The sequence below is a fragment of the Vannielia litorea genome, from assembly GCF_018424695.1.
In the GTDB taxonomy this organism is placed as follows: domain Bacteria; phylum Pseudomonadota; class Alphaproteobacteria; order Rhodobacterales; family Rhodobacteraceae; genus Vannielia; species Vannielia litorea_A.
The window spans coordinates 236,204-259,426 of record NZ_QTNQ01000001.1 but is presented as its reverse complement, the minus strand read 5'-3'; the positions used below and the strand labels follow the sequence as shown (position 1 = coordinate 259,426).

Genomic DNA, 23,223 nt, shown 5'->3' with positions numbered 1-23,223 from the left:
CGCTTCTTGCCGGCCTCGAGGAACTCCTTCGACCAGCTGTAATACAGGCTCGTCGCGATCCCCTCGCGTCGGCACAACTCGGCAATGCTGTCTTCGCCGCGCAGGCCCTCCAGCACGATCCGGATCTTCTCCTCGGCCGAATGATGCTTCCTGGTGCGACGCCGAATATCCTTTACGACCTTCTCGGCGGGCTCTTTCCGCGTTCCGGGTTTCTGTCTCATCTCCACTCCTTTGCGGTTACGATGAGCCAGAAACCCTCCGTTACGAAATCAAATCAGATGTTCCAAAGGTGCTGACGGGGGACATCGAATGACGACATCATCCGACCGTCGCCGCCAGTCCACCGAACCGTGCAGCTTGTAGAGGTGGAATACACCGTCGAGGTAGTCAGCCTTCGTACTGGAAGCGGCCCGCCGCACGATATCATGGTCGAAATGATCGCGGTTGAACCGTTGCTCTGCGCTATGGGAAAATCCGTCTATCAGCACGACGCCGAGGCGAAGGCCCGCAGTCTCGATACACAGATCGTAATTCGTAGTGAACAGCTTCACTCTGGGTTTCTCTGGTGATCGGCGTGCGAATTTGCGAAGAAACCCGGTGTGCGCAGGCAGTTCCGTGTCACTGCGCACGAAACCGACCTTAGCCAGGATTTCGCGCTCTGCGGTGGCCACAAACTCTTTCAGCTGCTCCAGTCTGGCGCGATCAGGGAAGGCCGCATCTTTTTCGGCCCTAACTTCCAGCAACTCGATGGACATCTTACACAAGCTCAATAGAGCCTCGATGTTTTCCTCACCTTCGGCAGGAACATGTCCGATAACGGATTGCGCAACCTCGTTGAAAGCAGCTTCGCCGCAACCGTTCTTGACCGCCTCCCACAGGTGCCACATCCCCGGCGCATTCGGCCCGCCATTGTTCTTGGCCGAGAAGGACGCCCCGGACCCAAGCAGCACAACGACATTGGTCGAGTGCAGCGCCGCCAAAAGGGCTTCTTCAACCTGATCCTTGCATCCGGCCTTGGGTTTCTTTTTGGGGTCGTCCTGGTCTTCTTTTTCTCCGTCCCAACGCAGCCACTTGCCTTCGCGGGTCAATAGCCGCAGCAACTCCTTCTTGCCTGTAGGTTCGCCTTCCCAGAACGTTTTCAAAATTACCACCTTGGCATACAATTCAGGGTTTACAATAGACTACCTGCTTCGCGCCGTAAATCACTGGAATGCTGTACGGAATTCAATTAATCTGTCGACCTCGGCAGGCCGATTTTTAATGACCGCCTTCTTCTTGACAAGTTACTACATCGACCCGCAACGAACTTTCGCTTCTCGCCCTTCGAGGCGGCTTTAGATGTGCGCTCTGCAACATTGACTTTCAGAAAAACATACTATATTTTCTGACAAGGAGATAGACCGATGATCACATCGAAGATCAGACAACGCATCATTGGGAAGGGCCGCGGAGCAGTCTTTGCGCCGCCGGATTTTCTGGACATCGGGTCCCGCGCCAGTGTGGACCAGGCGTTGTCGCGTCTGGCCGATCAAGGAGTGATCCGGCGCCTAACACGTGGGCTCTATGACTATCCCAAGAAGAGCCCGCGCTTTGGCTATCTGTCGCCGTCCGCGGACGATGTCGCGCAGGCTGTGGCCCGCAAGGACAACCAGGTCCTGCAGCCCTCCCCCGCCATGGCGGCCAATCAGCTGGGACTCTCAACCCAGGTGCCGTCCAAACCGACCTACATGACTGATGGCCCAACACGGGTAAAGACAATCGGTCGGCAGGTGATCCAGTTCCGCAATGCGTCCTCCAAGACGCTGATTGGTGCCGGCCAGAAGACCGGTGCCGTGTTTCAGGCGCTGCGTTATGTCGGCAAGGATCGGATCGATGATCAGGTGATTGGCAAGTTGGCGCGTTCTCTGGATGACAAGGATCGAGCTTTGCTTTTTAAGCAAAGCAAGCATGTACCGGCCTGGATGCATCCTGTTGTGCAGCAGATCGTTGCGCACGCCTGAGCATGGATCAGTTCGCCAACGACACCCCTGAACAAAGAGACGAGGCTTTCCAGGAGGCAGCGGCGCGGCTCGGGATGTCCAAGGCTATCATTGAGAAAGACTTCTGGGTCTGCTGGTCCCTGAAGCAGCTTTTCGCCCTGCCCTCCTTTGGTGATCACATGATCTTCAAAGGAGGGACTTCCCTTTCCAAGGCCTATGACGTGATCCATCGCTTCTCGGAAGATGTGGATCTATCCCTAGATCGGGCACAGCTTGGTTTCGAAGGTGACCGCGATCCTGAAAACCCCGATCTGTCCGGAAAGAAACAGAAGCAATTATTGCAAGAGTTGCAGGATGCGGCCGAGGCGGAAGTCTCTGGCCCGCTTTTGGCTGAGATTCAGGCCGCTTTCGATGCCAGTCTGGAACAGGGTTTCGCCCTGACAGTTGACCCAGGCGACGCACAAACCCTGCTCTTCGCCTATCCATCCTTGTCGGACAGTGCCGGCGGTTACGTTAAACCTATTGTGCGGTTTGAGTTTGGAGCGCGGGGCGTCCACCTGCCATCCGAGGTTCGTGAGATATCGCCATATGTTCATCAGGCTTTTCCTGATTTGCTGGGATCTGGCGTGGTAGATGTTAAAGTGCTGGGTGTTGAGCGGACATTTTGGGAGAAAGCCACAATCCTGCACATGCTCTTCCATCAGGATCCCACCAAACCCCTGGCGGATCGAATGTCACGCCACTACTACGACATGGCCCAGCTCATCGGCCACGAGGCCAAGGGGCGTGCTGTCGGCAGCCTTGATTTGCTGGAACATGTCGCGCATCACAAGTCGGTTTTCTTTAAAGCCGCCTGGGCCAACTACGAAGCCGCCAAACCAGGATCGCTGAGATTGATACCGAATGCGGAACTTACCGCCGCCTTGCGACGAGATTATTCTGGCATGCGGGAGATGATCATCGGGGATGCGCCGGGTTTCGATGACATCTTGAGTGCAATTGAAGCTTTCGAGGCCGAAATCAACAGCTGATGATTTTGCCTAGTAGCGCGGCTTTTTTTCGAGCTGGTGGTAGCTCTGAGGGCATTTCTGGGCTGACATCTTTTTCATTCGTGCTGTGGCGTAAGGGCAAAGCGATCGTTGCTCGGCGGCTTCCACCGAGCCTCTCGGGATTCCGATCTGGGAATTTCCACCTACTCCTTCGCTAGCAGGAAGACTATATATCGGGTCCCAAACACGTGATTTAATGAATAGAATTCGACGAAAGGGCAGCAAATTACAGGCGAATTTCATATTCCCCGCAGGCTTCTCAATGGAGACTTGATCTTGCCGGAAGATGAACTTCTGGCAGCGCCTGGAGTTGTGATCCTGCTTGCTGAGCCAGGTGCGGGTAAAACTGCGCTACTGAATAGCATCGCTGATCGGGTCGGGGCCGGGCGCGTCCGAGCCAGTGCTTTCCGCCCGGGGCCGGGCGGCTCGACCCTGGTGGTCGACGCCTTTGATGAAGTGGCGCGGATCGGAGATGCGCGCGTCCTCGACATTCTGCATCACATCCGCGATGCGGAACCGAGTAGGGTCCTGCTTTCCAGCCGCTCCGGCGAATGGGAAGATGCGAAGACCCGGCTCATCGGCGATCTTTTTGGAGTTGAGCCGCAGGTAGTCCGTCTCGTTCCGCTGGAGACTAACGAACAGCGGCTGCTCTTTGATCATCTTCATTCTGATTGGTCATTCGACGCATTCGCAGAAGACATCAGTCGGTTTGACCTCCATCACCTTCTCGGCAATCCGGAGTTTCTTCGGCTGTTCGCAGGAGCCTATGTCGAGGCCGATGGTCACCTTCCCTCACGCTCAGACGTCTTCACGTTGGCAATCGAACACCTCGCCAGGGAAGCGAACCCAAACGTGGCTACCGCAGGTGCGCCAGCCCGGCACAGGCGAATTGCCTGGGCAAATGAGGTTTTTGCAAAACTTCTCCTGTCAGGAGCAGACGGTGTCGCAGTTGGAGACATCGCCGAAGACGACCTGCATCCGCAGTTTGAAACGATTGGGCTCGATGGTGATGGCCCTGCATCAACTCTGTCAACTAAGCTATTTCGACCTGGAATCGCTGCCAACCAGCACGAACCAGTGCATCGGATCGTTGCCGAGTATGGCGCGGCGCAGCATCTGATTGGTCTTATCGACGACCCTACCGCGCGGCTAAATCTGTCTCGTTCCATGGCGCTCATCGCCCCGAACGGCGTGGTTCGCGACGATCTGCGAGGTCTTCTTGGATGGATGGCGGCGCTTGGATCGCAGGCCGTTCAGGATGCCGCTATTGCACTTGATGCCTACGCGGTTTTGTCGAATGGCGATCCGTCTAGGCTGACATCGGCCTCACGCATTTCGCTCCTTGACGCGCTCGCAGAACTGAATGTAGACGACCCTTATTTTCGGCGAAGCGACAGATGGCGCACGTTCCGCGCATCGGGCTTCTTCACGCCGGACATCCTGGAAGCCCTTCGGCCAATCCTCGCCCAAGAAGGCGACGGACATCTGCGGGGGCTTTTGCTCGAACTGCTGCTCGGTTCTCCGATCGTGCCCGATCTGAGAACCGAGCTTGAAGCCATACTGTTTGATGCAGATGCAGGCATTGGTCCGCGTCTTGATGTTTTGTCCTGCGTTTTGAGTGATGACGATTACGATCCAACCGAAGCTCTTCAAAGGCTAATTACTGACGGCACAGTCGACGCACTCAGGCTCTCGTCAGAAATCCTGATGTTCCTCGGACCCCAAGCTCCTTACGATGAAGCCCTCGCAACTCTCAGAGCCGCAGCTTCGCTCTACCCGACCGAGGGGGGGCGTCGTCGCTCGCGAACCTTCGAAGAGCGGTATTTCCTGAAACGTCTTACGCGCGAGATTGATCAGCAGACCTGTGTCCGGCTGCTCGACGATCTGACAGACGAATTGCAGTGCACCTGCGACAACGACCGGCATGCCTGCCATTGCCGGGATGGCGTGAGCAAGATCGTCGGAATGCTTCTCGACCGCTATTTCGAGTTGTCTGCGGGTCCTCACGACCCGGGCCATATCTGGGGCTGGGTCTGCAACTTGCACTACCACAGTCAAATGGGTGCGGGGCAAAGCCGTGCGGTTGAAGTGCTACAGGGAGATGACACCCTGAGACGGGCGCTGCATGAGCGTGCCTTTGCAGGGCTCACCGACCGAGACGAGATATTCAATGTGCTGTTCGATGTAATCGGACACTACGGGCACTCAGGCTTGAGTCTGTGTGAAGGTGACGAGCGCCATCTGGTGGACCTCGCTTTCCAGAACGACAATCCGGCTTTGTGGGGCCGTTTCATCAGCGGCCACCGCTACTATGGGGAAGCGTCGACCCGGGGCCCTGACGCGTTTAGGCGTTACTGCCGCGAGCAGGCACTTGAGAAGCCTGTTCTCATGAGAGAATGGGCTTGGTTGAACCGTGCAAGACGAGAGAGTTGGCAGGAACAACGACCGAGGCGCTATAGATTTGAGGCGCGTCGGCGGCGACGCGAGCAGCGGATCGAGGCTGCCAACACGGCCTTCTTTTGTGAAAACCGGGACTCTATTGAACGAGGCGAAAACGTTGGATGGACACATAATCTCGCGCGGGCCTATCTCATTGATCCCGAGAAATTGCCTGAAGTCACCCATGGTCTGTTCGATCCGGAAAACACACTTCGGCAATGCCTTGTGAGCCTATCCGATCGCTGCCCAACAATCTCTGAAGTAGGTGAAGGAGATGCCAGAGGTTGGATTCAGATCTTTCTCGCTGGCGCGCTTGCCGAATATCGGGCAACTGGGTCCTTAGATGCGGTGTCGCCAGAGGTCTTTACAGCCATCCTGCCTGACACTGGCGGCTACAACACCTATGCAGAAGGTGAGCATGAGGCGTTTCATGCCGAAGTGCAGCGACAAGTCCAGCTCTCCCTCGAGGAAAGCGAGGCCTATGCGCGGGCCTATCTTGAACCTTCGCTGGAAGCGGCTAGCGGGTTTTGTGATCTCCATATCCTACACCGCGAGCCTGTGCTCAATCACCTGAGGGCCACACTTCCGCTCGAATGGCTACAGCGATTTTCAGAGCTTCCGATCCAAACCCTCGAGTCGCTCTTCGATATGGCCGCGAGTTTTGGAGACCGCGACGCCCTCCTGGCCCTGGTCCGTGACCGCTGTGTTGCCCTGAACGAAGGGGTTTTGCCGCACAGGCTCGAAGAGCAGCGTCAATTTTGGTTCATGCGCGATTTCTGGTTTGGCGAGGACATCAATCCGGAGGTCTGGGCGTATATGGCCCGCAATCCGGACCTTGTTTTTTGGTTGGAGCGCCGTCGGGATCGAGGTCGAGAGGGGGAAGGGATTTGGTCGACGCTGTCCGCCACAAAGATTGAACGGATACAGCTTGCCTATCGGCCTCATTGGCCTGTTGTCCCTCTTCCATCGAGCTGGGGCACCGGCAGTCCGAGAGGTGAGACGGCTTATCGGTACCTCAAAGACTCCATCTGGCAAATCGGTCGTGATGAGCCGAACGTTGCGTTGCCGGTTATCGAGAGACTTCTCACACAAGATATCATGGCTCCCTCCTTCAATGATCTTCGCAGCATCCGTGCAGAGCTTCGCCGCAGATCGGCAATGGCGACCACGCGTCCTGGACCGGCCGAAGTCGCAAGCTTTATCGACGCAGGCTTGCCCGCCAGCGTCGAGCAAACGCGTACTCTGGTTATGGATCTCTTCCAAGAGCTGCAGAGAGATGTTCTGGCGGGTCACACCGGGCTAAGAGATCAGTTTTACGACGGCGGTGTTCGGTTGAATGAAGTTCGGGGAATGGCGCGGGTCGCTGCATGGCTTCGCCCCCGTTTGGCACCTTTAGATATCCACGACGTGGTGGAGCATCAGCTTGAAGAGCGAAACAGGTGTGACCTCACTGCGACGCGCCTGGTCAATGGAACCCCGCGGATGCTTGTCATCGAAGGCAAGGGCCAATGGCACCGCGATCTGTTCGGGGCAGCGGCAACACAATTGGCGGATCGATATGCCATGCATCCAGACGCTGATGAACAGGGCATTTTCCTTGTTCTTTGGTATGGTCCCGAAGTGGTCGTCGCCGGGTCGAGCCGCCACGAATTTCAGTCCGCTGAAGACCTTCGGGCAGCGATTGAAACACAGTTGCCGGACGACTTGCGTGGTCGCATCGATGTATTTGTGCTTGATGTCACGCAGCCAGGTGCGCCGGATGATTGTTAGGTCAAGCGTTTGGGGGAAAGAGCTCATAACACTTTGATTGATATATACTTTTGGTAAATTTTTCTGCTTTGGCACGCCAGCGCTCTGGCGCTGACCAGGCTCTTGGCTGCACCCGGAGCCGCGAACTCGCGTCTCCGCCATTCGGTGTCGATCCTTCGTGCGTGTTTCACATGAGATCGCGGGCGAGAGCGCGATCACTTTATCCAGCGGTCAGCCGGATCTCCGCTCTGCTCTAACCCGGCTGGCAGGTCTCAATTCCTTGAATCCGCCTGCCATCCTGCCGGCGCCCCGAACAGGGGCTCTGGTGTCGCGTTCCGCGCCAGCCTCCTCGGAGAAATCCGGTTCCTCCCACGCGGGAGCATGGGTCCCTCCCGATTTCACCGCTCCGGCCCCATGTGTCGGGTCGCCGACCGGCCGCAGGACGGGCTATCGCCCTCCCCTGCTCTGCCCAGCCGAAAAGCACGGGGGCTTTTCGGGCTGTGAGATCAGTCGAGGTCTCCGCCACTGGCGGAAGCGGACAAGGCCGAGAGGTCACAGGAAGAAGATACCGCGCCGCTCTAACCACGAAAGGAGCTGGCCATGGGCCTTGATCAATACGCATATGTCAAAACTGCCGAGAGCGGCGACGAGGGCGAAAGCCCGAAATTCGTCTGGCGCAAGCATTCCAAGCTGCAAACCTTCATGGAGGCGCTCTACACCGAGCGGACCGGGCTTTCGGCGTCCGATCTGAATTGCGGCGAGTTGAAACTGGAGACCGCCGACATCGACACGCTGGAGCAAGCCGTGAAGGGAAGCACCCTGCCCCATTGCGAGGGTGGGTTCTTCTACGGCCACCAGTTTCAGGATGACGTGGCGGCTGAGTCCCGCGATTACGATCTCGAGTTCTGCGCATGGGCGCGGGCAGAAATCGCGCAGGGATCGACTGTGATCTATTCCTGCTGGTGGTGACACCACTTGGGCCGGAGCCTCAAACGGCCCGGCCCCCTCCCCTCCCCTATCCACAAAACCAGCCGCCGAGCGCCTGTGCTGCGCTCCGAGCGATCCAGACAGAAATCCGAAAGGACAAACCAATGACCAAGCAACAGACCATCCAAACCGGCACCGCCAGCGCCGTGATCCTGCAAATCCCCTTGGAGATGCTCACCATCTCTGATCTGAACCCGCGCAAAGTGGTCTCCGAGGCGCATATCGAAAGCCTTGCCGACAGCATCGAACGTTTCGGCCTCATCCATAATCTCGCAGGCCTCATGGACGAGGACGGCAAGGTGGGCATTGTCGCGGGCGGGTGCCGCCTTCGCGCGATCCAGATGATTGCCGAGCGGTCCAAGACCCATCCCTTCACCACGGTTCCGGTCAAGCTGGCCGCTGACGCAGCCGAGGCCGAGGATTGGGCCAGCGCCGAAAATGCTGCCCGCGAGGATATGACCCCGGCGGATGAAATCCGCGCCTTCGGTCGCATGAAGGAACGCGGCGCAACTGTCCCTGAAATTGCCCTCGCCTTCGCCGTGACCGAAGCCCGTGTCTATCAGCGGCTGGCTCTTGCAGGCCTGCCCGAGCCGGTGCTGGACGCGCTGGCGGCGGGAGAGATCAGCCTCGGCACCGCCAAGGCCTTCACCCTCTCCGATGACGAGACCCTAACCTTGAGCCTTCTGGATCAGGTCAAGGGACAAGCCGTCTCTGAGAGCGCCATCAAGAATGCGCTGCACCCGGATGCCATCAAGGCCACGGATCGCCGCGCCAAATTCGTTGGCCTTGAGACCTACGAAGTCGAGGGCGGCACGGTCACGCGCGATCTTTTCTCCGACGAAGTCTTTCTCGCCTCCCCTGCCCTTCTGGATCGGCTCTTTGCTGAGAAGCTGGAAGCAGCCCGCGTCGATCTGGTCGAGACCCAAGGCTGGTCTTGGGCCGAAGCCCGACCTGAGGCCTGGCCCAACTACTACGAATTGGACCAGATGAAGCTGGCCCGCCTTTACCCTATTGAGGGTGAACTGAGCGAGGAAGAAGCCGAGGAATACGACGAATTGGCAGACCGCGCCAATGGCGGGGTGCTGGACGAGGTTGGCGAAGCGCGGCTTGCCGAGTTGCAGGTCCTTCTCGACGGCGACTATTCCGAGGCTCAGAAAGCCCATGCGGGCTGCATCATCCTTGTGAATGGGTCGGGCAAACCCGAGGTCACCGCTGGTCTGGTCCGCCCCGAGGACAAGAAAGCCGCCATCGAGGCCGGTGTCCTGCAAGCGCCACAAACCACCAAGTCAGACACCCCAAAATCCCCCTACTCACAGAAGCTGGTGGCGGATATGCAGGCAATCCGGCTGGCCGCGGTGCAATCAGCGCTTCTGAGCAAGCCGGAACTTGTTCTGGACCTGTTGGGTTTTGGCTTGTCCGAGGCGTCAGGCAGTTTCGAGAGCGTGTTCGGCATTCGGCTGGATCGCCCGACCAATGCGCCAAGCGTGGAAGATGGCTTTGCCCGAGAGCCGCGCCTTGAGCATGGGATCGATGCCAGCGAATACTGGCAGAAGGGCACCCGTATTGAAAACCTGTCGGAAGCCTTCGCCACCTTCCGCGAAGACGGCAAGAAGGCCCGCAACACTCAGATCACAGAAGCCATTGCGCGCACCCTGCCCTATCGTGCTGGCGGCGCTGAGTTCTTCGGCTTGATCGCTGATGAGGCCGGTGCCGATATCCGCAAGCATTGGACGCCCACGGCGGAGAATTTCTTCTCGCGGGTCTCAGCCGGTCATCTGGTCGATCTGCTTTGCGATTTTCTTGACTGTGACGCCCGCGACGAGCGTGTCGCCGGTTTCACCAAGCTCAAAAAGGCGGATAAGGCCGAGAAGATGGAAAAGCTCGTGAGCGACCCCACGACCCAGAAGCTGATGGGGCTGACCCCGGATCAAAAAGCCAAACTCGACAAATGGGTGCCCGACTGCACCTGACGGCTCCTTCGTGGAGAAACCCAACTGGCCCCGCTTCGGCGGGGCTTCTTTTTTGCCAAGTGATTGCCCAGGAGCAAGGCTCGCAAAAATGTCCGGCGGCGGGCAGAAGGACAAGCCCCCTGCCCCGCCGCCGGACCGGCGCTGTCCGCGCGGGAGCACCGCCTGGGCGGTGCGGTGGGTCGCGAGCTACTTGCTTTGAATACTGATCTGTCTGTTCTGTTGCCCGGCAGTTAGGGAGATTCAGGCGATGCTCTTGTTCAGCCTTTGCCGAATTGCTCTTCCAGCGCGCGTTTGGCCAGTTCCAAGCCATGTTCTGTCAGAACGAGGGACTTTGCTTGGCTTGCCGGGTTTTCGATCAGGCCTTTCTGAAAGAGCCGATTTGTGATGTCCCAGTCTATCCCTTTCCAAACCCGCGACCCATCATGAAGTGTCAGGCTGAGAATGGCCAATGCGGCAGCATCGAGTTTGTCGGTGTCTATCCATGGCCTGAATCCGTTGTTCATCTTCGTCATCGCATTTGATGGCGAAACCGTTGCCGGCGCAACGCTACACACTCGACGTTCCGTCTTGTTCCGTCGATTGTCGCGCTTTTCGGTTGGCGTCTCTCAGCACCTTTGGCGGCTTGGTTATCGAAGCCGTTTCTGGAATGAAGCATGGTGCCTTCGATGCTCCTTTGTCCTGTGTTGCATGACATGCTGGTCGCACGGTCTGTCCTGAACACAAAGGGCGGTTGCCGGAATTGTCCCCTGTCCCTTCGGGTCATTCCTCGCGGAACAAAATTCAGCCCCCCTACCCTTCTCCGCTGCGCTCCGCCAATGGTGTGTTCAGGCCTTTGGCCCTTGCCGGGTGACCATCATTGCAACACCAGAAAAGGAGCAAAGCAATGACCACCAACTGCATCAAATTCGAAAGTGCCGAAATCGAGATCGCCAAAGGCGTCGGTTCGATCTCCACCCTGACCTTTGACATCGACATCACCGTGGAGCCGGTTTCAAGCGACAATCCGATGGCCCCCACGCACCGTGTTCTCGGCCGTTCGCCACGCGGCCGCTTGGTCGAATGCGGCGGCATCTGGAAGAAGCAGAACCGAGACACCGGTGCTGACTACTTCACGATGAGCATCCGGGACTTCGGCTTCAACGCCAATCTCGGCAAGGCTGCAAACCAGGATGATGACACGGTTCAGGCAGTGATCCCCTGGGGTCCGAAGGAGGCTTAAAGATCAGGGCGCCAGGCTATATTCGTAGCTTGGCGCGCTGCACTTATGGGCGCTGTTAACAGCTGTTAACTCCACATTGCGTGTGGCTTCCCTTGTAGGCCATTGGCTCAGCAGCACAATCTGTGGATAAAATCCTTGACTTAGCAGGGTGAATCACTGCCATTAGAGTCAAGTTGCGCAAATAAGCGCATTCGAGCAGAGAAATTGCAACTATGTTTCAGACGGCACCCATCGAAGCGGCCTCTCAATCCGAACTTACAAGCCAGATGGCTGCGCGTCTACACACTGCGCTCACCACTCATCTTCAGCAGGCTTATGCGCCCGATCAGCGCAAGAATTTGAGACTATTCAGCGCAACAGAGACTGCTGAGCTCCTCGGCGTGACGGGTCAGTTCCTGCGCAAATGCCACAGTGAGGGGTCCCTGCCAGAGCCAGACGTCATCAAGAATGGACGTCGATTCTACACCGGTGCGGAAATTCTGCAGGCCCGCCACCTGTTGGAGGCAAGTTCGCGCACACCCGGAAAGTACCTTCCTGGTCGCCGCGAGGGAGACAAGCTCCAAGTCATCCAGCTGATGAACTTCAAAGGCGGCTCAGCCAAGTCCACTTCCGCCATCCATCTTTGCCACTATCTCGCTTTAGGCGGATATCGGGTTCTCGCGATTGACCTGGACCCGCAAGGCAGTCTCACCGGCTTTTGTGGGATTCAGACGGAGTTGGAGTTCGAGGGCGCCTCGATTTACGACGCGCTACGTTACGATGATCCGGTGCCGATGTCCGAGGCCATCGTGGAAACCTATTTCCCAGGTCTTCACCTTGCGCCCGCGCGTCTTGTGTTGAGCGAGTTTGAAACCGAGACCGCGGTCAATGCTGGCCGTGGCGTTGCCTTCTTCGAAAAGCTTAGCCAGGCAATCGGGTCCGTGGAGAACAATTACGACGTGGTGGTTATCGACAGCCCGCCGGCTCTTGGGTTTTTAACCCTGACCGGTCTCTATGCGGCGACCTCAGTCATCGTGCCGATGACGCCGAGTATGCTTGATCTGGCTTCAACTCAACAATTCGTCGAGATGACCTCTGCCTACTTGGGTGTGATCGAGGATACGGGCGTCAAACTGGATCATGACTTCTTTTCCTTCCTCATCACACGCGATGATCCGAGTGACATACCGAGCCAGCAGATCGTGAGCTTGATGCGAGCTCTGTTCCAGGATCGTGTCGTGGCGGCGACGAGCCTGCGTAGCACAGCGATCGCGGATGCATCCATGCTGAAGATGTCGATCTATGAGGTTTTGCGGTCGGAGATGACGAGGTCGACCTATGATCGCGCCAAGACCAGTATGGACGCGGTTGGTGCGGAAGTTGCGGCGATGGTCCAGCAGGCTTGGGGGCGGTAATCATGGCAATGGGGAAAAACAAAACTGGGATCATGGCCGCCATTACAGCGGCAACAGAGGCTCCGAAAGACGGTGGTTCTGACCGAGCGCATCGGACCTTGCCCAAAGGGACGATTGGGTCTGTTCGCGCGGGGCTTGGCGGTATCCAGGAAATCGATACAAATCTCATCCTGGCCTGGGGTCCCAAGGACCGGCTGGATATCGAGTTAACAGCTGTTAACAGCACTGAGCCACATGAGTCGATCCAGGATCTTGCATCCAGTATTGCCGAGGCCGGGCAGCAGGTGCCTGTTCTTCTTCGCCCGTCCAAGGAACGCGATGGGCATTTCGAGGTGATCTATGGCCAGAGACGGATACTGGCCTGCCGGCATCTTGGCATCCCGGTGCGCGCTCTTATCCGTACGCTCGATGATACAGACGCCCTGTTGGCTAAGGGGCTCGAGAATGCCGGGCGTGCCGAACTGAGCTACTACGAGCGCGTTCGTTTTGCGCAAGCGATCCTGGAGCAGGGATACTCCCGGGCGGAGGTTTGCCAGGCCCTGGCGATCAGCAAGAACACCCTGTCGCAGCTTGAGCGTATCAACCGCCTGGTTCCCACCGCCGTCGGTGAAGCGATCGGCGCCGCGCCGGGGGCAGGGCGTCCGAAATGGACGACCCTCGCGACGGCGTTTGAAAAAGAGCAGCTGACCGAAAAGGCCGCTCTTGGGGTTTTGGGCCGATCAGGTGAGTTGGAATCTGATGGTCGGTTGGAGCTTGTGCTCAAAGAGATCGGCAAGCGCGGAAAGCAAGAACGCTCTATTGAAGAACGCTCGCCACTTCCTGGCGTTCAAATCAAGAGTGGAAAGTCCGGACTTTCGGTGACCGTCAGGAGGGCAGGGGACAATACGAAATTCGCAAACTGGCTGGACCAAAACCTGGACCAGCTCATTCAGGATTCCTTCGAGCGGTTTCAATCAGAAAACCACGAAGGATAGCGGCGGTTAACAGCTGTTAACCGTCAGAGTGGAGGCAACGAGCAGAAAGGAGGACGGCACAAAAAGAAACCCTCGAAACCGAAGTCCCGAGGGCTGCTGCGCACAAGGCGCGATTTGTTCTAACACCACAATCCTAGCAGCCCGCGAATCGGTAAACAATGAAAAACGTCTTTGGGCGAACGGGATTTCTTTGTCTGCTGGCAAAAAATGGAAAAATTCAACGATGCTCCGCATGGAGCGACTGGGACAGTCATGCCTCAGAACGGGGAAGGTATGTCCAACATCAACCAACCTTCGGGATGGCGTAAAGCAACGGCCGGACTCGCCGTGGCCGAGCAACACGCGCAAGCTGGGGAACAGGCAGCTGTACCCAAGACACAGGCCTTTGTGGCCGTGAAGCGCGTGGGCGCTCATATCGGCCTCAAAGCCGGCGATATGCTGCTCCTCGACACGCTGGGGGCCTTCACACAGGCTCAGGACTGGGAGGAGGGGCGCCGCCCGATCGTTTGGGCGTCCAATGCCTATCTGATGGAACAGACAGGCTTCTCGCTCTCCGCTCTTAAGCGCCACGCACGGCGCCTGGCGGAGATCGGCGTGATCGCCTTCAAAGACAGCCCGAATGGCAAACGCTGGGGCCGCCGGGACGCGGACGGCGTGATCATCGAGGCTTACGGCTTCGATCTGTCGCCGTTGTCGGCCCGTGTCGAGGAGTTCGAGCAGCTGCAGGCCGAATTGCAGGCCGAACGCGAGCTCTGCCAGCGCCTGAAGCGCCAGGTCACGGTTGCAAGGCGCATGATCCGTGCCCGGATCGAAGCGGCGCTCAGCGGTGCGCTGAGAGGCCCGTGGGCACAGTTCACCAACTTCTTCGAGGAGCTTCTGGACCGCCTGCCACGCCGCAATGTGGCCTCCGAGACGCTCGAACGCCTCCTGGCCTGGTTCAGGGAGCTTCAGGAGCGCGTTGAGGCCGCCTACCTCAAGGCAGTTCGGGAGGATGAGGTTGTGGAAAACGCCATCGAAACCAACGAACAAGTCACTGAACAGACTCAAGAAATGGACCCCAGGGAGGTCAATTCTGAACCTCATATACTAATTACAACCCAACTTAATCCTGTAACCAGTAATCGCTCAGAAACTGAGCAAGCGGCGGGTGTGGTGCCAAATGCGCCACCGGAAGAGCGGGTTGATAGGGAGTTAGAAGATTGGGTTACCGAAACCGGCAAGAAACGCGGTACAGCGCTTGATTTGCCCACCGTAATGCAGGCTTGTCCGGAATTCGCGTCTTGGGCGCACAATATGGGCGGATACCTGAAGGATTGGGGCGATCTGCACCGGGTTGCCGGGCAGTTGAGGCCGATGATCGGCATCTCAGAGCATGCCTGGAACCTCGCCCAGGACCGGCTCGGTCCACAAATCGCGACAGCAGCGCTTGTTTTGGTGTTTGACAAGCACGCGGCGGGCGAAGTGGCATCACCGGGTGGATATCTGCGCGGTATGGTCGAGAAGGCCGGGGCAGGGGAGCTGCATCTGGAGCGCAGTTTCTATGGCCGGTTGAGCGGGCAGGCGGCGTGATGCCTATCTGTCGGATTGTCGAGGCTACAGGCCTGCGGCTTTGGTCAGGTTCACCCGGAACCGGTCCCGGCGGCGCTGATAACGCCGTGTCATTTCCGCTGAGGCGTGTCCGAGCTGCTTCTGGACGTAACGCTCATCAACTTCTGCCGAGCTGGCCAATCCTGCGCGCAGAGAGTGGCCGGAGAAGAGGGCCAAGCGGTCTTTCTCCGGCAGATCGGCGCGGATGCCGCTCTTGAGCACGGTACGCTTGATCAAGCGTGCGACATGTTTGTCATTGAGCCGGGCCTCAAGGGCCTTTTTGCCGTCACGCGTGGTGCGCACGAAGATCGGCCCGAAATCGATCTTCGCGAAGTGTAGCCATTGTTCCAGCGCGTGCACGGGGCAGGTCTGGTCGGATGAGCCGCGGCCGATTTCGACCTCGCGCCAACCGGATTTGGCATTCAGCGTCAGCACCGCACCGTCGTCGAGGATTTCGATCCAACCGCCGGACTCCGGGTTATCATCTTTCCCGACATCCAGGCTAACGATTTCGGACCGACGTAACCCGCCAGCATATCCCAGGAGCAGGATGGCCCTGTCGCGCATCCCGCGCAGATCGAAGGGTAGGGTGGCGACCATGGCGAGGATGTCCTCGGGCAGGATCGCTTCTTTCTGCACCGGCGGCCGTGCGTGCTTTCGCTTGATCCCTGCCAACACGGTGGCGATGTGGCGATCCTTGCGGTCGAGCGCAAACCCGCGTTGCGCATAGTTCCACGCAAGCCCGGAGAGACGACGGTCAATGGTCGAGACCGACAGGGCAGGGGAGGGGCCTGTCGGTGCCGCAAGGTCGGTCAGGTAGAGGCCGATCATCTCCGGCGACGGCGGAAGGGGATCCGTTCCTTTCAGGCGACACCAACGCGCAAATTGCTTCCAGTCGGCGGAATAGGCCTTGTTGGTGTTCTCGGCCGTCGAGGCCACCGCGTAGTCGCGGGCGGTGTCGACCAACCGATCGAGGGTGCCGGATCCGGCGACATGCGAGGGCAGGGCGATCGCATCGCGGTTTGAGCGATCTCTCTCGTCGGCCTGAGCATCGTTTGCCTTGTCGGAGGCCGCTGAGCGCGATTTCTCGGGTTCCAGGGGCTGATTTTCGGGTGTTTCTTCCATTGTCGTTCTTGTTCCATGAGTGGACACTAACGTATTGATATTATTACGTTCATGTTCTTGTTTCATTCCCGGATTATAGTTTCATTATCGGACATAAGACACTCTTTTGTGGGTTTTGGCTATGGTGGATCGAGCAGACATCAACGCCGTCGAGGATGCTGCTTGGGAACAGGCGGTTACGCGGGAAGCTGTGATCCGCCGCCTTGCAAGCCAGGCGACACCGAACCGTGCCGAATTTCTCAAGGCCTGCCGCGATCTTGGCCTCAAGCGCTCCCGACTCTACGAGTTGATCTCAGCGTACAAGGCGCGCCCGGTCGCCAGTTCGTTGCTGGCGGCTCAGGTTGGGACACCGATGGGCAGCCGCCGGCTGCCTGACGAGATCGAAGCGGTGATTTCGGGGGCGATCGAGGAGTTCTACAAGTCCCTCCAGAAGCCGAGCATCAACGCCCTGCAAAAGGAGGTGCGCAGGCGGTGCAGTCAGCGGGGTTTGCGTCCCCCGTGCTGGACCACGCTGCGGGACCGTGTGGCGGCGATAGATCCGGCGGAACTCATGGCGGCGCGTGAGGGCGCTAAGGCCTCTCGCCAGCGCCATCACCCGGTGTCAGGCAGCTATCAGGTCGAACGGGCCTATGAGGTGGTTCAGATCGACCACACGTTGGTGGATGTCATCGTGGTGGACCGGGTCCATCGGAAGCCTTTGCAACGGCCCTGGCTGACCCTTGCTATCGACGTCGCCAGCCGCATGGTGGCAGGGTTCTATCTGACGCTGGAGCCGCCATCAGCCTTGTCGGTTGCACTGGCCATTCAGCACTTGGTGCAGCCCAAATTCGACTGGCTGGAGAGCTTGGGGATCGACGCAGACTGGCCCGCCGAGGGATTGCCGGAGACCATTCACGTCGACAATGCCAAGGAGTTCCGCTCAAAAGCGATGAAGCGGGGCGCCGAGGAGCACGGGATTTCGTTGCAGTACCGGCCGATAGGTGCGCCACATTACGGCGGTCACATCGAGCGGCTGATCGGCACGATGATGGGGGCGGTCCACCTGCTGCCCGGATCGACCTTCAGCAGCATCAAGGACCGCGGTGACTACGATTCCGTGGGCAAATCGGCGATGACGCTCGACGAGCTGGAGCACTGGTTGGCGCTGGAAATCACCCGCTATCATGCTGAACGGCACCGCTCGCTCGGGATTCCGCCAGTTGCGGCCTGGAACGAGGCCTATGGGCGCCGCGAGGTACCTTTGCGCCGGCCATACGATCCGGAGGGGTTCCGGATCGACTTCCTGCCGAGTACGGAACGCATGGTGCGCCGCGATGGCATCCATCTCTTCGGCCTGCGGTATTGGGACGATGTCCTGAGCCTCTGGGCGGGTCGGCAAGACCGCCAATTGCGCGTGTCCTACGATCCGCGCGATCTCTCCACAGTTTTTGTCCGGAGCCCTGAGGGGCAGCGATACCCTGTGCGATTTGCGGACCTGCGCCATCCCTCGATCACCCTTGCGGAACATCGCCGTGCGCAGGCGATTTTGCGCGAACGCGGGCGCGCGCTCGAGGATGAAGACCTCATATTCGCAGTGATCGAGGAACAGCGCGCTCTGGTTGATGCGGCCAGCACCAGGACACGGGAGGCCAGGCGAATTTCTGAACGACGGGACCGAGCGCTTGATGGGGTAGGAGCCTACGAAGCTGAGGAAGCCGAACAGGAGCCCAAGGACAGCGAGAATGTGCTTAGGGACCACCCGGGCTTCGAAGTTGAGGAATGGTCATGACCGGGGACAGCGTATTTGCACATCTCGATCCGGCCTACCGCCGGTTCGCGGCGCTGCCGGATGATGAGCGCATTGCCTGGATCAGGGCCGACCGTTGGATCGGTTTCGATCAGTCCGGGGCCGCACTGGCACGTCTGGAAAACCTGCTGACCTATCCGCCGCGTGACCGGATGCCCTGCCTGCTGATCTACGGTGACACCGGCATGGGCAAGACCAAGATCGTCCGCAAGTTTGAACGCGACCACCCGCCGAAATTCAGCCAGATCACCGGCGTTGACCACCGTCCGGTGGTTGTTGCGCAAGTGCCATCCGAGCCCATCGAGCGCGATCTTTACCGCGAACTTCTGGCCAGCATGGGCGCGCCGGCGATGACAGGCGGCACGCTCGCCCGCGAGAAGGATATCTGCCGGTCGCTGCTGCGGACCGTCGGGGCGAAGATGATCATTCTCGACGAGGTGAACGGCATGCTGGCCGGAACCTTCCGGCAACAGCGGATTTTTCTCAATGCGATCCGGTTTCTGGCCAATGACCTGCGGATTCCACTCGTGTGTGCCGGAACGGACCTGGCTCGGCAGGCCCTGCTGACCGATGCACAACTGGCCGAGCGCTTCGAGGCGTTCCATATCAAGCCTTGGCAGAACGATGCTGCCTTTGCCGGGCTCCTGAAAAGTTTCGAACGCATCCTGCCCTTGCGCGAGGCATCCGATCTGATCAGCGGGGAGGCCAGAGAGCGGATTCATAAGCTGACCTCCGGCGTGACGGCGCGCATCTTCCGCCTGATCGAGACGGCGGCGGAAGATGCGGTCCGATCGGGCAAAGAGCGCCTCGACGCGGATAGTTTTGGCGACAATCTGGTGCTACCGCTGGTCTCGATGACCCAGACCGCTCGGCGGCGGGGAAAGCCCGTGCAACAACGGGTCGGGGCATGATGGTGCGGGCCGGACTGCCAGTTGCGCCGCGTCCGTTCCGGGACGAACTGCTTTCGTCCTGGATGGCGCGGGTTGCCGCGCGCTACGGGGCGGAGCCTCTTGAGCTGGTGGTGTACCTGGCGGGGCAGGGGGGTAGGGACGCATGCGCGCGGCAGGCTGACGATGTGGTGCCGGATATGGAGTTGCTCAGGCTTTGGGCTAAGGCCTGTAGGATCGATCCGGAACGGCTTCGGCGCAGGTCACTGGCGTCCCGATATCCTGATCAGCCGCAGGATTGGTTTCTGAACGAGACGGTGCCAAGCTGTATTGCTTGTTTCGATGCGGATGTCGCTGCCGGTCGGGACGCCTATCTTCGGGTGAATTGGCGATTGGCGGAGCAGGTGGTTTGCCCGACGCACCGGACCATGCTTCTGGACCGCTGCCCCGCCTGTCTCGGCCGCCTGAGGCTTTCTTTTCGCATGCTGAATGGCCTGTTGCGTCCCTTCTGTCGCAAGTGCGACACCGTTCTGACCGGCGGGGGAGGGGAGACAGAGGACCCTTTGAAGGTGGATTTCGCTGCGGGAGTTCTCGAGCTCCAACGCCAGATCAGCGAAATCGTCAGAGGGGACTCTGGCCGTCTCGATCGACTCGAGCATGCAATTCGCACTCTGTGGGCGCCGCTCGATCGCGACGGGGCGGCCCGGCCCGTCCTCGCGCTCTGGTACGATGAACCGGGTTGGAATTGTCCATACGAGGCCCGTGCGGCCGTCGGTCGGCCTGCGCCTCTTCAGCACCTGTCGGTGTGCTGGCGGGCTCTGACGCTGGTGGTCTTGCACGATCTCTTTGGAGCAGATCTGGTGCCCGGCGCGGTCCTGCCGCAGGCCGCCCTCGTCCTGTTCCGGCGTGCCGCACTATTGCCGTGGCTCACGAATGGGCGGGATCTACGGAACGGCAAAGGAAAGCGCACGATTGACGCTGGAGCGGAACGAGTCCACAGATTGAGCAAGAGGTCCGTCCACCGGTTAAATGGAAATTTCCTCGACGAGAGAGGCAATTTCGGCCGAATCCACCCATGAAACTAAAGCGACATGGGGGCTGAATTTCTGGTGTTTCTTCCATGCTATGGAGCTTACTTCAAATATGTCCGATAAGGCAAACTTATTGGACACAGAAAGGCTTGGCAAAGAGGGGCGGTTTCTACACTATGTGGTAGTCAAAAGCGCCGCCGCGAGATAGTGTTGTGGCATGACATATGTCCGGCCAACCTTCGTCAGCGACCCTCTTGGCTTACCCCAGATGCCTCCCTGGGTCACCTCGGCACGCGCCGAAACCCTTGAAGATGTGGCGTTTTTGTCGGGCGCAGCACTGAGCCACCTGCATCTTGTGTTGGGGCGAGAGGTGGTCCCCCAAGCCTTGTTACGGGATCGGCTGGCACTGCGCGCAGCGGAGGCTTGTGTCGCGTTTTCGGGTCGTCTGGAGCGGACAGGGGAGCTGCGCGACGTGGTCCATCTGCTGCGCCCCGTCGACCTGCCCGGCCCGGCAGGCGAAACCTGTCAGGCGTGGCGTCGCGCCACGGAAAGGCCGGTGACCGTGAAAGCTCTGGTCCGGGCGCTGCCTGAACTTCAGGGTGATCAGATCGCGAGTTGGCTCGATGCCGGGCAGGGGGCACCGGTCAGTCGCGCGGCAATGGTGCTGGAGACGGTACTAAACTATGCCCCCCGTGCCGAGGTGCCCGCGCTCGTCCTTGCTGACGCGACCCTCGCTCAGGCGCTTGCTTGGGATCATGTCGTGCCGCTTCTGGCCACAGGCCTGAAACGCGCCGACATGCGCAAGCGAGGCGAAGACCTACGCTCGGCTTGTCATCGTGCGCTCGTCTCATCGGCGGTCGATGCCATGCGTCTCTCAACTGACCTCGCGCGGCGGGCAGCGCATCTCAAAGCGGTCGCGCCGAAGCTGCGCGCCAAAGGCGCGGAGGCCGCCGTCGCGATGTTCCTGACCCAAGATGCCGTCGCGCCTGCGGCCCTGCCACTACCGGACCGGTCCGCACGGCGGCTCTGTGACCGGTTGGTCGATCTCGGCGCGGTGCGCGAGCTGACCGGCCGCGACACGTTCCGGCTCTACGGGATCTGAGCGATGGCCAAGGATCACGCCGAAACGGACTTCGATCGGGAACTGAACGATCTGCCAGCCGAATTGCGCTGGCGCGAATGGATGCGGCGGATTGAAGCCGTTCTCTTCGCCAGTGCATCGCCGGTCCCTCGCGAGGACCTGGCTCGGGTGGTAGGGCAGGGAGCTTCGGTTGAGCTTCTGATCGAGGACCTGGCCGCTGACCTTGACGGCCGATCATTCGAAGTGACAGAGGTCGCCGGCGGTTGGATGCTGAGGACGAGGCCCGCCTACGCCCCGGCGATCCGGACCGCCGCTGATATAGGTGAACAGGACCTCGATCTGCGCGAGTACGATGTCGCTGTCCTGGCCGCCATCGCCTACCACCAGCCGATCACACGGGACGGCCTGAAAGACATCTTCGGCAAAGAGATCAGCCGCGACCTGATCGGAAGATTGCATGCGCGTGGATTGATCGTCACCGGGCCACGGTCGCCGCGGCGCGGGGCACCCTATACCTATGTGACGACGGAGCAGTTCCTGGTCGCTTTCGATCTGGAGTCGCTGCAGGACCTGCCCGATCGGGAGCAGATGGAGGATGCAGGGGTCATCAATTGGCAGGCATAGCCGTTGCCAATGATGTGCGGCGGTTTGAATGAAGGCGGATGATGGCTAGCTGTAAACCTGCCAAATCAGAATGTCTGGAGCGCGCCTTTGCTCGCGGTGTTATCCGTGACGTGATCTCTGCACTCAATGACGCCACCAAGTCGGAATGCTTAGGCGCAGCCAGTGCAATGCGGGTCCAGAGATCAATTGCAGGATGCACGGAACGTTTTTGGAGGTGCGTCATTCCATCGGCCAACTGGCGGAACAATACGTAGCGGACCCGGTGCGGCAGGCGCGAAATTGACGTCGTCTCGCCCTTGAACGCGAAACAAGCCGCTCCAAGCATGGCGGGCAGGGATGTCTTCCCATGCCGTCCATGTCCCGCAACATGCACTCGAAGCAAATCGTCGATGAGCCGCTCGAAACGCTGCGCATCATACTCGGCAGGCAGGGTGGGTTTTCGGAGATCAGCATCACACCAGACGCAGAAATTTTGCGGCAGAAGGCGGTTTTGTCGAGCAGGCGCAATGCCGCCGCCACAGGCAGGGCAGTGATCGCGCAAGCGGCATCCATGCCGAAAGCAGGAAACGCGCGTCGCCAGGCTCCAGCCGCGCCGGAAGAACGGTGCGCGATCCTCTTTCAGGCATGCCGGGCAATATTGCAGGCGATTGACCCGAGCGGTCGATGTGCGGGCATCTCCTGATCCTGTGATCTGCCGCAATCGCAACCGGGCTAGTGGGTCGCGGTGCAAAGCCAGGCCATCAATATCCTCGGCAGGCAACCGGGTTCGCTCGACCAGCAATTTGAAGATTTGCCCGGGAAGGTCTCGGTCAAGCTTCGCAGACCAATCTCCACCTACGACACCCAAAACCTGGCCAAAATACTGAGGCGGAACTCCATTGGCCAAGGCCAGCCGATGCAGCCAGCTCGACAGAAGTTCTCCCGGTGCCGGTGCAACAACGCCGGGCCAGCCTTGCCCCACCTCATTGCCGTAGTCGCGCGCAGGTGTGACTGTGATCTCGGATGTAGCCTGGGTCACATCATTTCGCGGCGCAGAGGCGCATTCCGGCGTTTCGACAGGGGCGTGTAACCAAGAGTGGTGATGGTCGCTTCGGAAATGTGTTCCTCGCCGGTCCTTATCGCGTTGATAGCCGCGTTGCTCACGATATCGACGACCTCTCCGATCAAGCCCTCTGACAATTCATGGATGATCTCAGCCAGTGATGGTCGCGACAGGTCCGAGGCTCGGGCGAGAGGCATGCTGGTCTCAAGACTATCGAGGAGCGTCGCGAAATCCTCGTCATACGCCCATCTGGGAACAGGGATCGTATCGAACCGCGATCCCATTTCCTCGGTGTCGTGT

Annotated in this window: 20 protein-coding genes; 14 read left to right on the top strand and 6 right to left on the bottom strand. The window is 59.3% G+C overall.

Annotated elements, in window-relative coordinates; genetic code table 11:
- On the bottom strand, window positions 1-221 hold a 221-nt coding region (locus DYI42_RS01255; RefSeq protein WP_213544078.1), incomplete at its 3' end, for a transposase.
- Window positions 222-269: 48 nt separating this feature from the next.
- On the bottom strand, window positions 270-1,142 hold the full coding sequence (locus DYI42_RS01250) for an SIR2 family protein (protein ID WP_213544077.1): 873 nt from the start codon (window positions 1,140-1,142) through the stop codon (window positions 270-272).
- 261 nt (window positions 1,143-1,403) lie between these two features.
- Between DYI42_RS01250 and DYI42_RS01245 the strand changes: the two genes are divergently transcribed.
- The 5 genes from DYI42_RS01245 to DYI42_RS01225 all read left to right on the top strand — a co-directional run bounded on the left by DYI42_RS01245 (window position 1,404) and on the right by DYI42_RS01225 (window position 10,173).
- Window positions 1,404-2,000: a DUF6088 family protein gene (locus tag DYI42_RS01245; protein WP_213544076.1), complete on the top strand. Its 597-nt coding sequence runs from the start codon at window positions 1,404-1,406 to the stop codon at window positions 1,998-2,000.
- A gap of 2 nt (window positions 2,001-2,002) precedes the next feature.
- Window positions 2,003-3,010 carry a nucleotidyl transferase AbiEii/AbiGii toxin family protein gene (locus DYI42_RS01240; RefSeq protein WP_213544075.1) on the top strand — a complete coding sequence of 336 codons (1,008 nt, stop codon included), beginning with the start codon at window positions 2,003-2,005 and terminating at the stop codon, window positions 3,008-3,010.
- 294 nt (window positions 3,011-3,304) lie between these two features.
- Window positions 3,305-7,237 (top strand): hypothetical protein, encoded by a 3,933-nt coding sequence (locus DYI42_RS01235; RefSeq protein WP_213544074.1) that lies wholly within the window; start codon window positions 3,305-3,307, stop codon window positions 7,235-7,237.
- A gap of 579 nt (window positions 7,238-7,816) precedes the next feature.
- On the top strand, window positions 7,817-8,185 hold the full coding sequence (locus tag DYI42_RS01230) for a phosphoglycerate kinase (RefSeq protein ID WP_213544073.1): 369 nt from the start codon (window positions 7,817-7,819) through the stop codon (window positions 8,183-8,185).
- 122 nt (window positions 8,186-8,307) lie between these two features.
- Window positions 8,308-10,173 (top strand): ParB/RepB/Spo0J family partition protein, encoded by a 1,866-nt coding sequence (locus DYI42_RS01225; protein ID WP_213544072.1) that lies wholly within the window; start codon window positions 8,308-8,310, stop codon window positions 10,171-10,173.
- 257 nt (window positions 10,174-10,430) lie between these two features.
- On the opposite strand, the gene DYI42_RS01220 is transcribed toward DYI42_RS01225, so the two are convergent.
- The gene (locus DYI42_RS01220) at window positions 10,431-10,685 is read right to left on the bottom strand and encodes a DUF6429 family protein (RefSeq protein WP_244867383.1); all 255 of its coding nucleotides are present in this window, start codon (window positions 10,683-10,685) and stop codon (window positions 10,431-10,433) included.
- Window positions 10,686-11,056: 371 nt separating this feature from the next.
- Here DYI42_RS01220 and DYI42_RS01215 point away from each other — a divergent pair, with 371 nt between their 5' ends.
- From DYI42_RS01215 to repC, 4 genes are all read left to right on the top strand, one after another.
- Entirely contained in the window at window positions 11,057-11,392 is a 336-nt protein-coding gene (locus DYI42_RS01215; RefSeq protein ID WP_213544071.1) for a DUF736 domain-containing protein, read from the top strand.
- A 212-nt stretch (window positions 11,393-11,604) separates the two neighbouring features.
- The gene (repA, locus tag DYI42_RS01210; protein ID WP_213544070.1) at window positions 11,605-12,786 is read left to right on the top strand and encodes a plasmid partitioning protein RepA; all 1,182 of its coding nucleotides are present in this window, start codon (window positions 11,605-11,607) and stop codon (window positions 12,784-12,786) included.
- Window positions 12,787-12,818: 32 nt separating this feature from the next.
- A complete protein-coding gene (gene repB, locus DYI42_RS01205; protein ID WP_244867381.1) occupies window positions 12,819-13,760 on the top strand; it encodes a plasmid partitioning protein RepB in 942 nt (313 codons plus the stop codon).
- 252 nt (window positions 13,761-14,012) lie between these two features.
- A complete protein-coding gene (repC, locus tag DYI42_RS01200) occupies window positions 14,013-15,329 on the top strand; it encodes a plasmid replication protein RepC (protein ID WP_440870614.1) in 1,317 nt (438 codons plus the stop codon).
- A 24-nt stretch (window positions 15,330-15,353) separates the two neighbouring features.
- Here repC and DYI42_RS01195 read toward each other — a convergent pair whose 3' ends face one another.
- Window positions 15,354-16,472 carry a tyrosine-type recombinase/integrase gene (locus DYI42_RS01195; RefSeq protein WP_213544068.1) on the bottom strand — a complete coding sequence of 373 codons (1,119 nt, stop codon included), beginning with the start codon at window positions 16,470-16,472 and terminating at the stop codon, window positions 15,354-15,356.
- A 121-nt stretch (window positions 16,473-16,593) separates the two neighbouring features.
- Here DYI42_RS01195 and DYI42_RS01190 point away from each other — a divergent pair, with 121 nt between their 5' ends.
- From DYI42_RS01190 to scpB, 5 genes are all read left to right on the top strand, one after another.
- Window positions 16,594-18,240, top strand: a complete 1,647-nt coding sequence (locus tag DYI42_RS01190; RefSeq protein ID WP_213544067.1) for a Mu transposase C-terminal domain-containing protein — start codon at window positions 16,594-16,596, stop codon at window positions 18,238-18,240.
- Window positions 18,237-19,169 (top strand): TniB family NTP-binding protein, encoded by a 933-nt coding sequence (locus DYI42_RS01185; RefSeq protein WP_244867351.1) that lies wholly within the window; start codon window positions 18,237-18,239, stop codon window positions 19,167-19,169. Before DYI42_RS01190 ends, DYI42_RS01185 begins: the two co-directional genes overlap by 4 nt.
- A complete protein-coding gene (locus tag DYI42_RS01180; protein ID WP_244867379.1) occupies window positions 19,166-20,224 on the top strand; it encodes a TniQ family protein in 1,059 nt (352 codons plus the stop codon). The genes DYI42_RS01185 and DYI42_RS01180 overlap by 4 nt, the downstream gene beginning before the upstream one ends.
- A 169-nt stretch (window positions 20,225-20,393) precedes the next feature.
- Window positions 20,394-21,278, top strand: coding sequence for a DUF1403 family protein (locus DYI42_RS01175; RefSeq protein WP_209226959.1), 885 nt, complete (start codon window positions 20,394-20,396; stop codon window positions 21,276-21,278).
- Window positions 21,279-21,281: 3 nt separating this feature from the next.
- Window positions 21,282-21,881, top strand: a complete 600-nt coding sequence (gene scpB / locus DYI42_RS01170; protein WP_209226957.1) for an SMC-Scp complex subunit ScpB — start codon at window positions 21,282-21,284, stop codon at window positions 21,879-21,881.
- Here the strand turns inward: scpB and DYI42_RS01165 are convergent.
- Both DYI42_RS01165 and DYI42_RS01160 read right to left on the bottom strand, forming a co-directional pair.
- Complete coding sequence (locus DYI42_RS01165; RefSeq protein ID WP_213544066.1) at window positions 21,865-22,899, bottom strand: TniQ family protein; 1,035 nt, start codon at window positions 22,897-22,899, stop codon at window positions 21,865-21,867. The two genes, scpB and DYI42_RS01165, sit on opposite strands and share 17 nt — an antisense overlap.
- Window positions 22,896-23,207, bottom strand: a complete 312-nt coding sequence (locus tag DYI42_RS01160; RefSeq protein ID WP_209226955.1) for a hypothetical protein — start codon at window positions 23,205-23,207, stop codon at window positions 22,896-22,898. The genes DYI42_RS01165 and DYI42_RS01160 overlap by 4 nt, the downstream gene beginning before the upstream one ends.
- Window positions 23,208-23,223 lie beyond the last annotated feature (16 nt).

What these genes read in the sequence shown, in the direction of transcription:
- DYI42_RS01245 (WP_213544076.1), top strand. Translation starts at nt 1,404, where the DNA reads ATGATCACATCGAAGATCAGACAACGCATCATTGGGAAGGGCCGCGGA.
- DYI42_RS01240 (WP_213544075.1), top strand. Translation starts at nt 2,003, where the DNA reads ATGGATCAGTTCGCCAACGACACCCCTGAACAAAGAGACGAGGCTTTC.
- DYI42_RS01230 (WP_213544073.1), top strand. Translation starts at nt 7,817, where the DNA reads ATGGGCCTTGATCAATACGCATATGTCAAAACTGCCGAGAGCGGCGAC.
- DYI42_RS01225 (WP_213544072.1), top strand. Translation starts at nt 8,308, where the DNA reads ATGACCAAGCAACAGACCATCCAAACCGGCACCGCCAGCGCCGTGATC.
- DYI42_RS01220 (WP_244867383.1), bottom strand. Translation starts at nt 10,685, where the DNA reads ATGACGAAGATGAACAACGGATTCAGGCCATGGATAGACACCGACAAA.
- DYI42_RS01215 (WP_213544071.1), top strand. Translation starts at nt 11,057, where the DNA reads ATGACCACCAACTGCATCAAATTCGAAAGTGCCGAAATCGAGATCGCC.
- repA (WP_213544070.1), top strand. Translation starts at nt 11,605, where the DNA reads ATGTTTCAGACGGCACCCATCGAAGCGGCCTCTCAATCCGAACTTACA.
- repB (WP_244867381.1), top strand. Translation starts at nt 12,819, where the DNA reads ATGGCCGCCATTACAGCGGCAACAGAGGCTCCGAAAGACGGTGGTTCT.
- repC (WP_440870614.1), top strand. Translation starts at nt 14,013, where the DNA reads ATGCCTCAGAACGGGGAAGGTATGTCCAACATCAACCAACCTTCGGGA.
- DYI42_RS01195 (WP_213544068.1), bottom strand. Translation starts at nt 16,472, where the DNA reads ATGGAAGAAACACCCGAAAATCAGCCCCTGGAACCCGAGAAATCGCGC.
- DYI42_RS01190 (WP_213544067.1), top strand. Translation starts at nt 16,594, where the DNA reads ATGGTGGATCGAGCAGACATCAACGCCGTCGAGGATGCTGCTTGGGAA.
- DYI42_RS01185 (WP_244867351.1), top strand. Translation starts at nt 18,237, where the DNA reads ATGACCGGGGACAGCGTATTTGCACATCTCGATCCGGCCTACCGCCGG.
- DYI42_RS01180 (WP_244867379.1), top strand. Translation starts at nt 19,166, where the DNA reads ATGATGGTGCGGGCCGGACTGCCAGTTGCGCCGCGTCCGTTCCGGGAC.
- DYI42_RS01175 (WP_209226959.1), top strand. Translation starts at nt 20,394, where the DNA reads ATGACATATGTCCGGCCAACCTTCGTCAGCGACCCTCTTGGCTTACCC.
- scpB (WP_209226957.1), top strand. Translation starts at nt 21,282, where the DNA reads ATGGCCAAGGATCACGCCGAAACGGACTTCGATCGGGAACTGAACGAT.
- DYI42_RS01160 (WP_209226955.1), bottom strand. Translation starts at nt 23,207, where the DNA reads ATGGGATCGCGGTTCGATACGATCCCTGTTCCCAGATGGGCGTATGAC.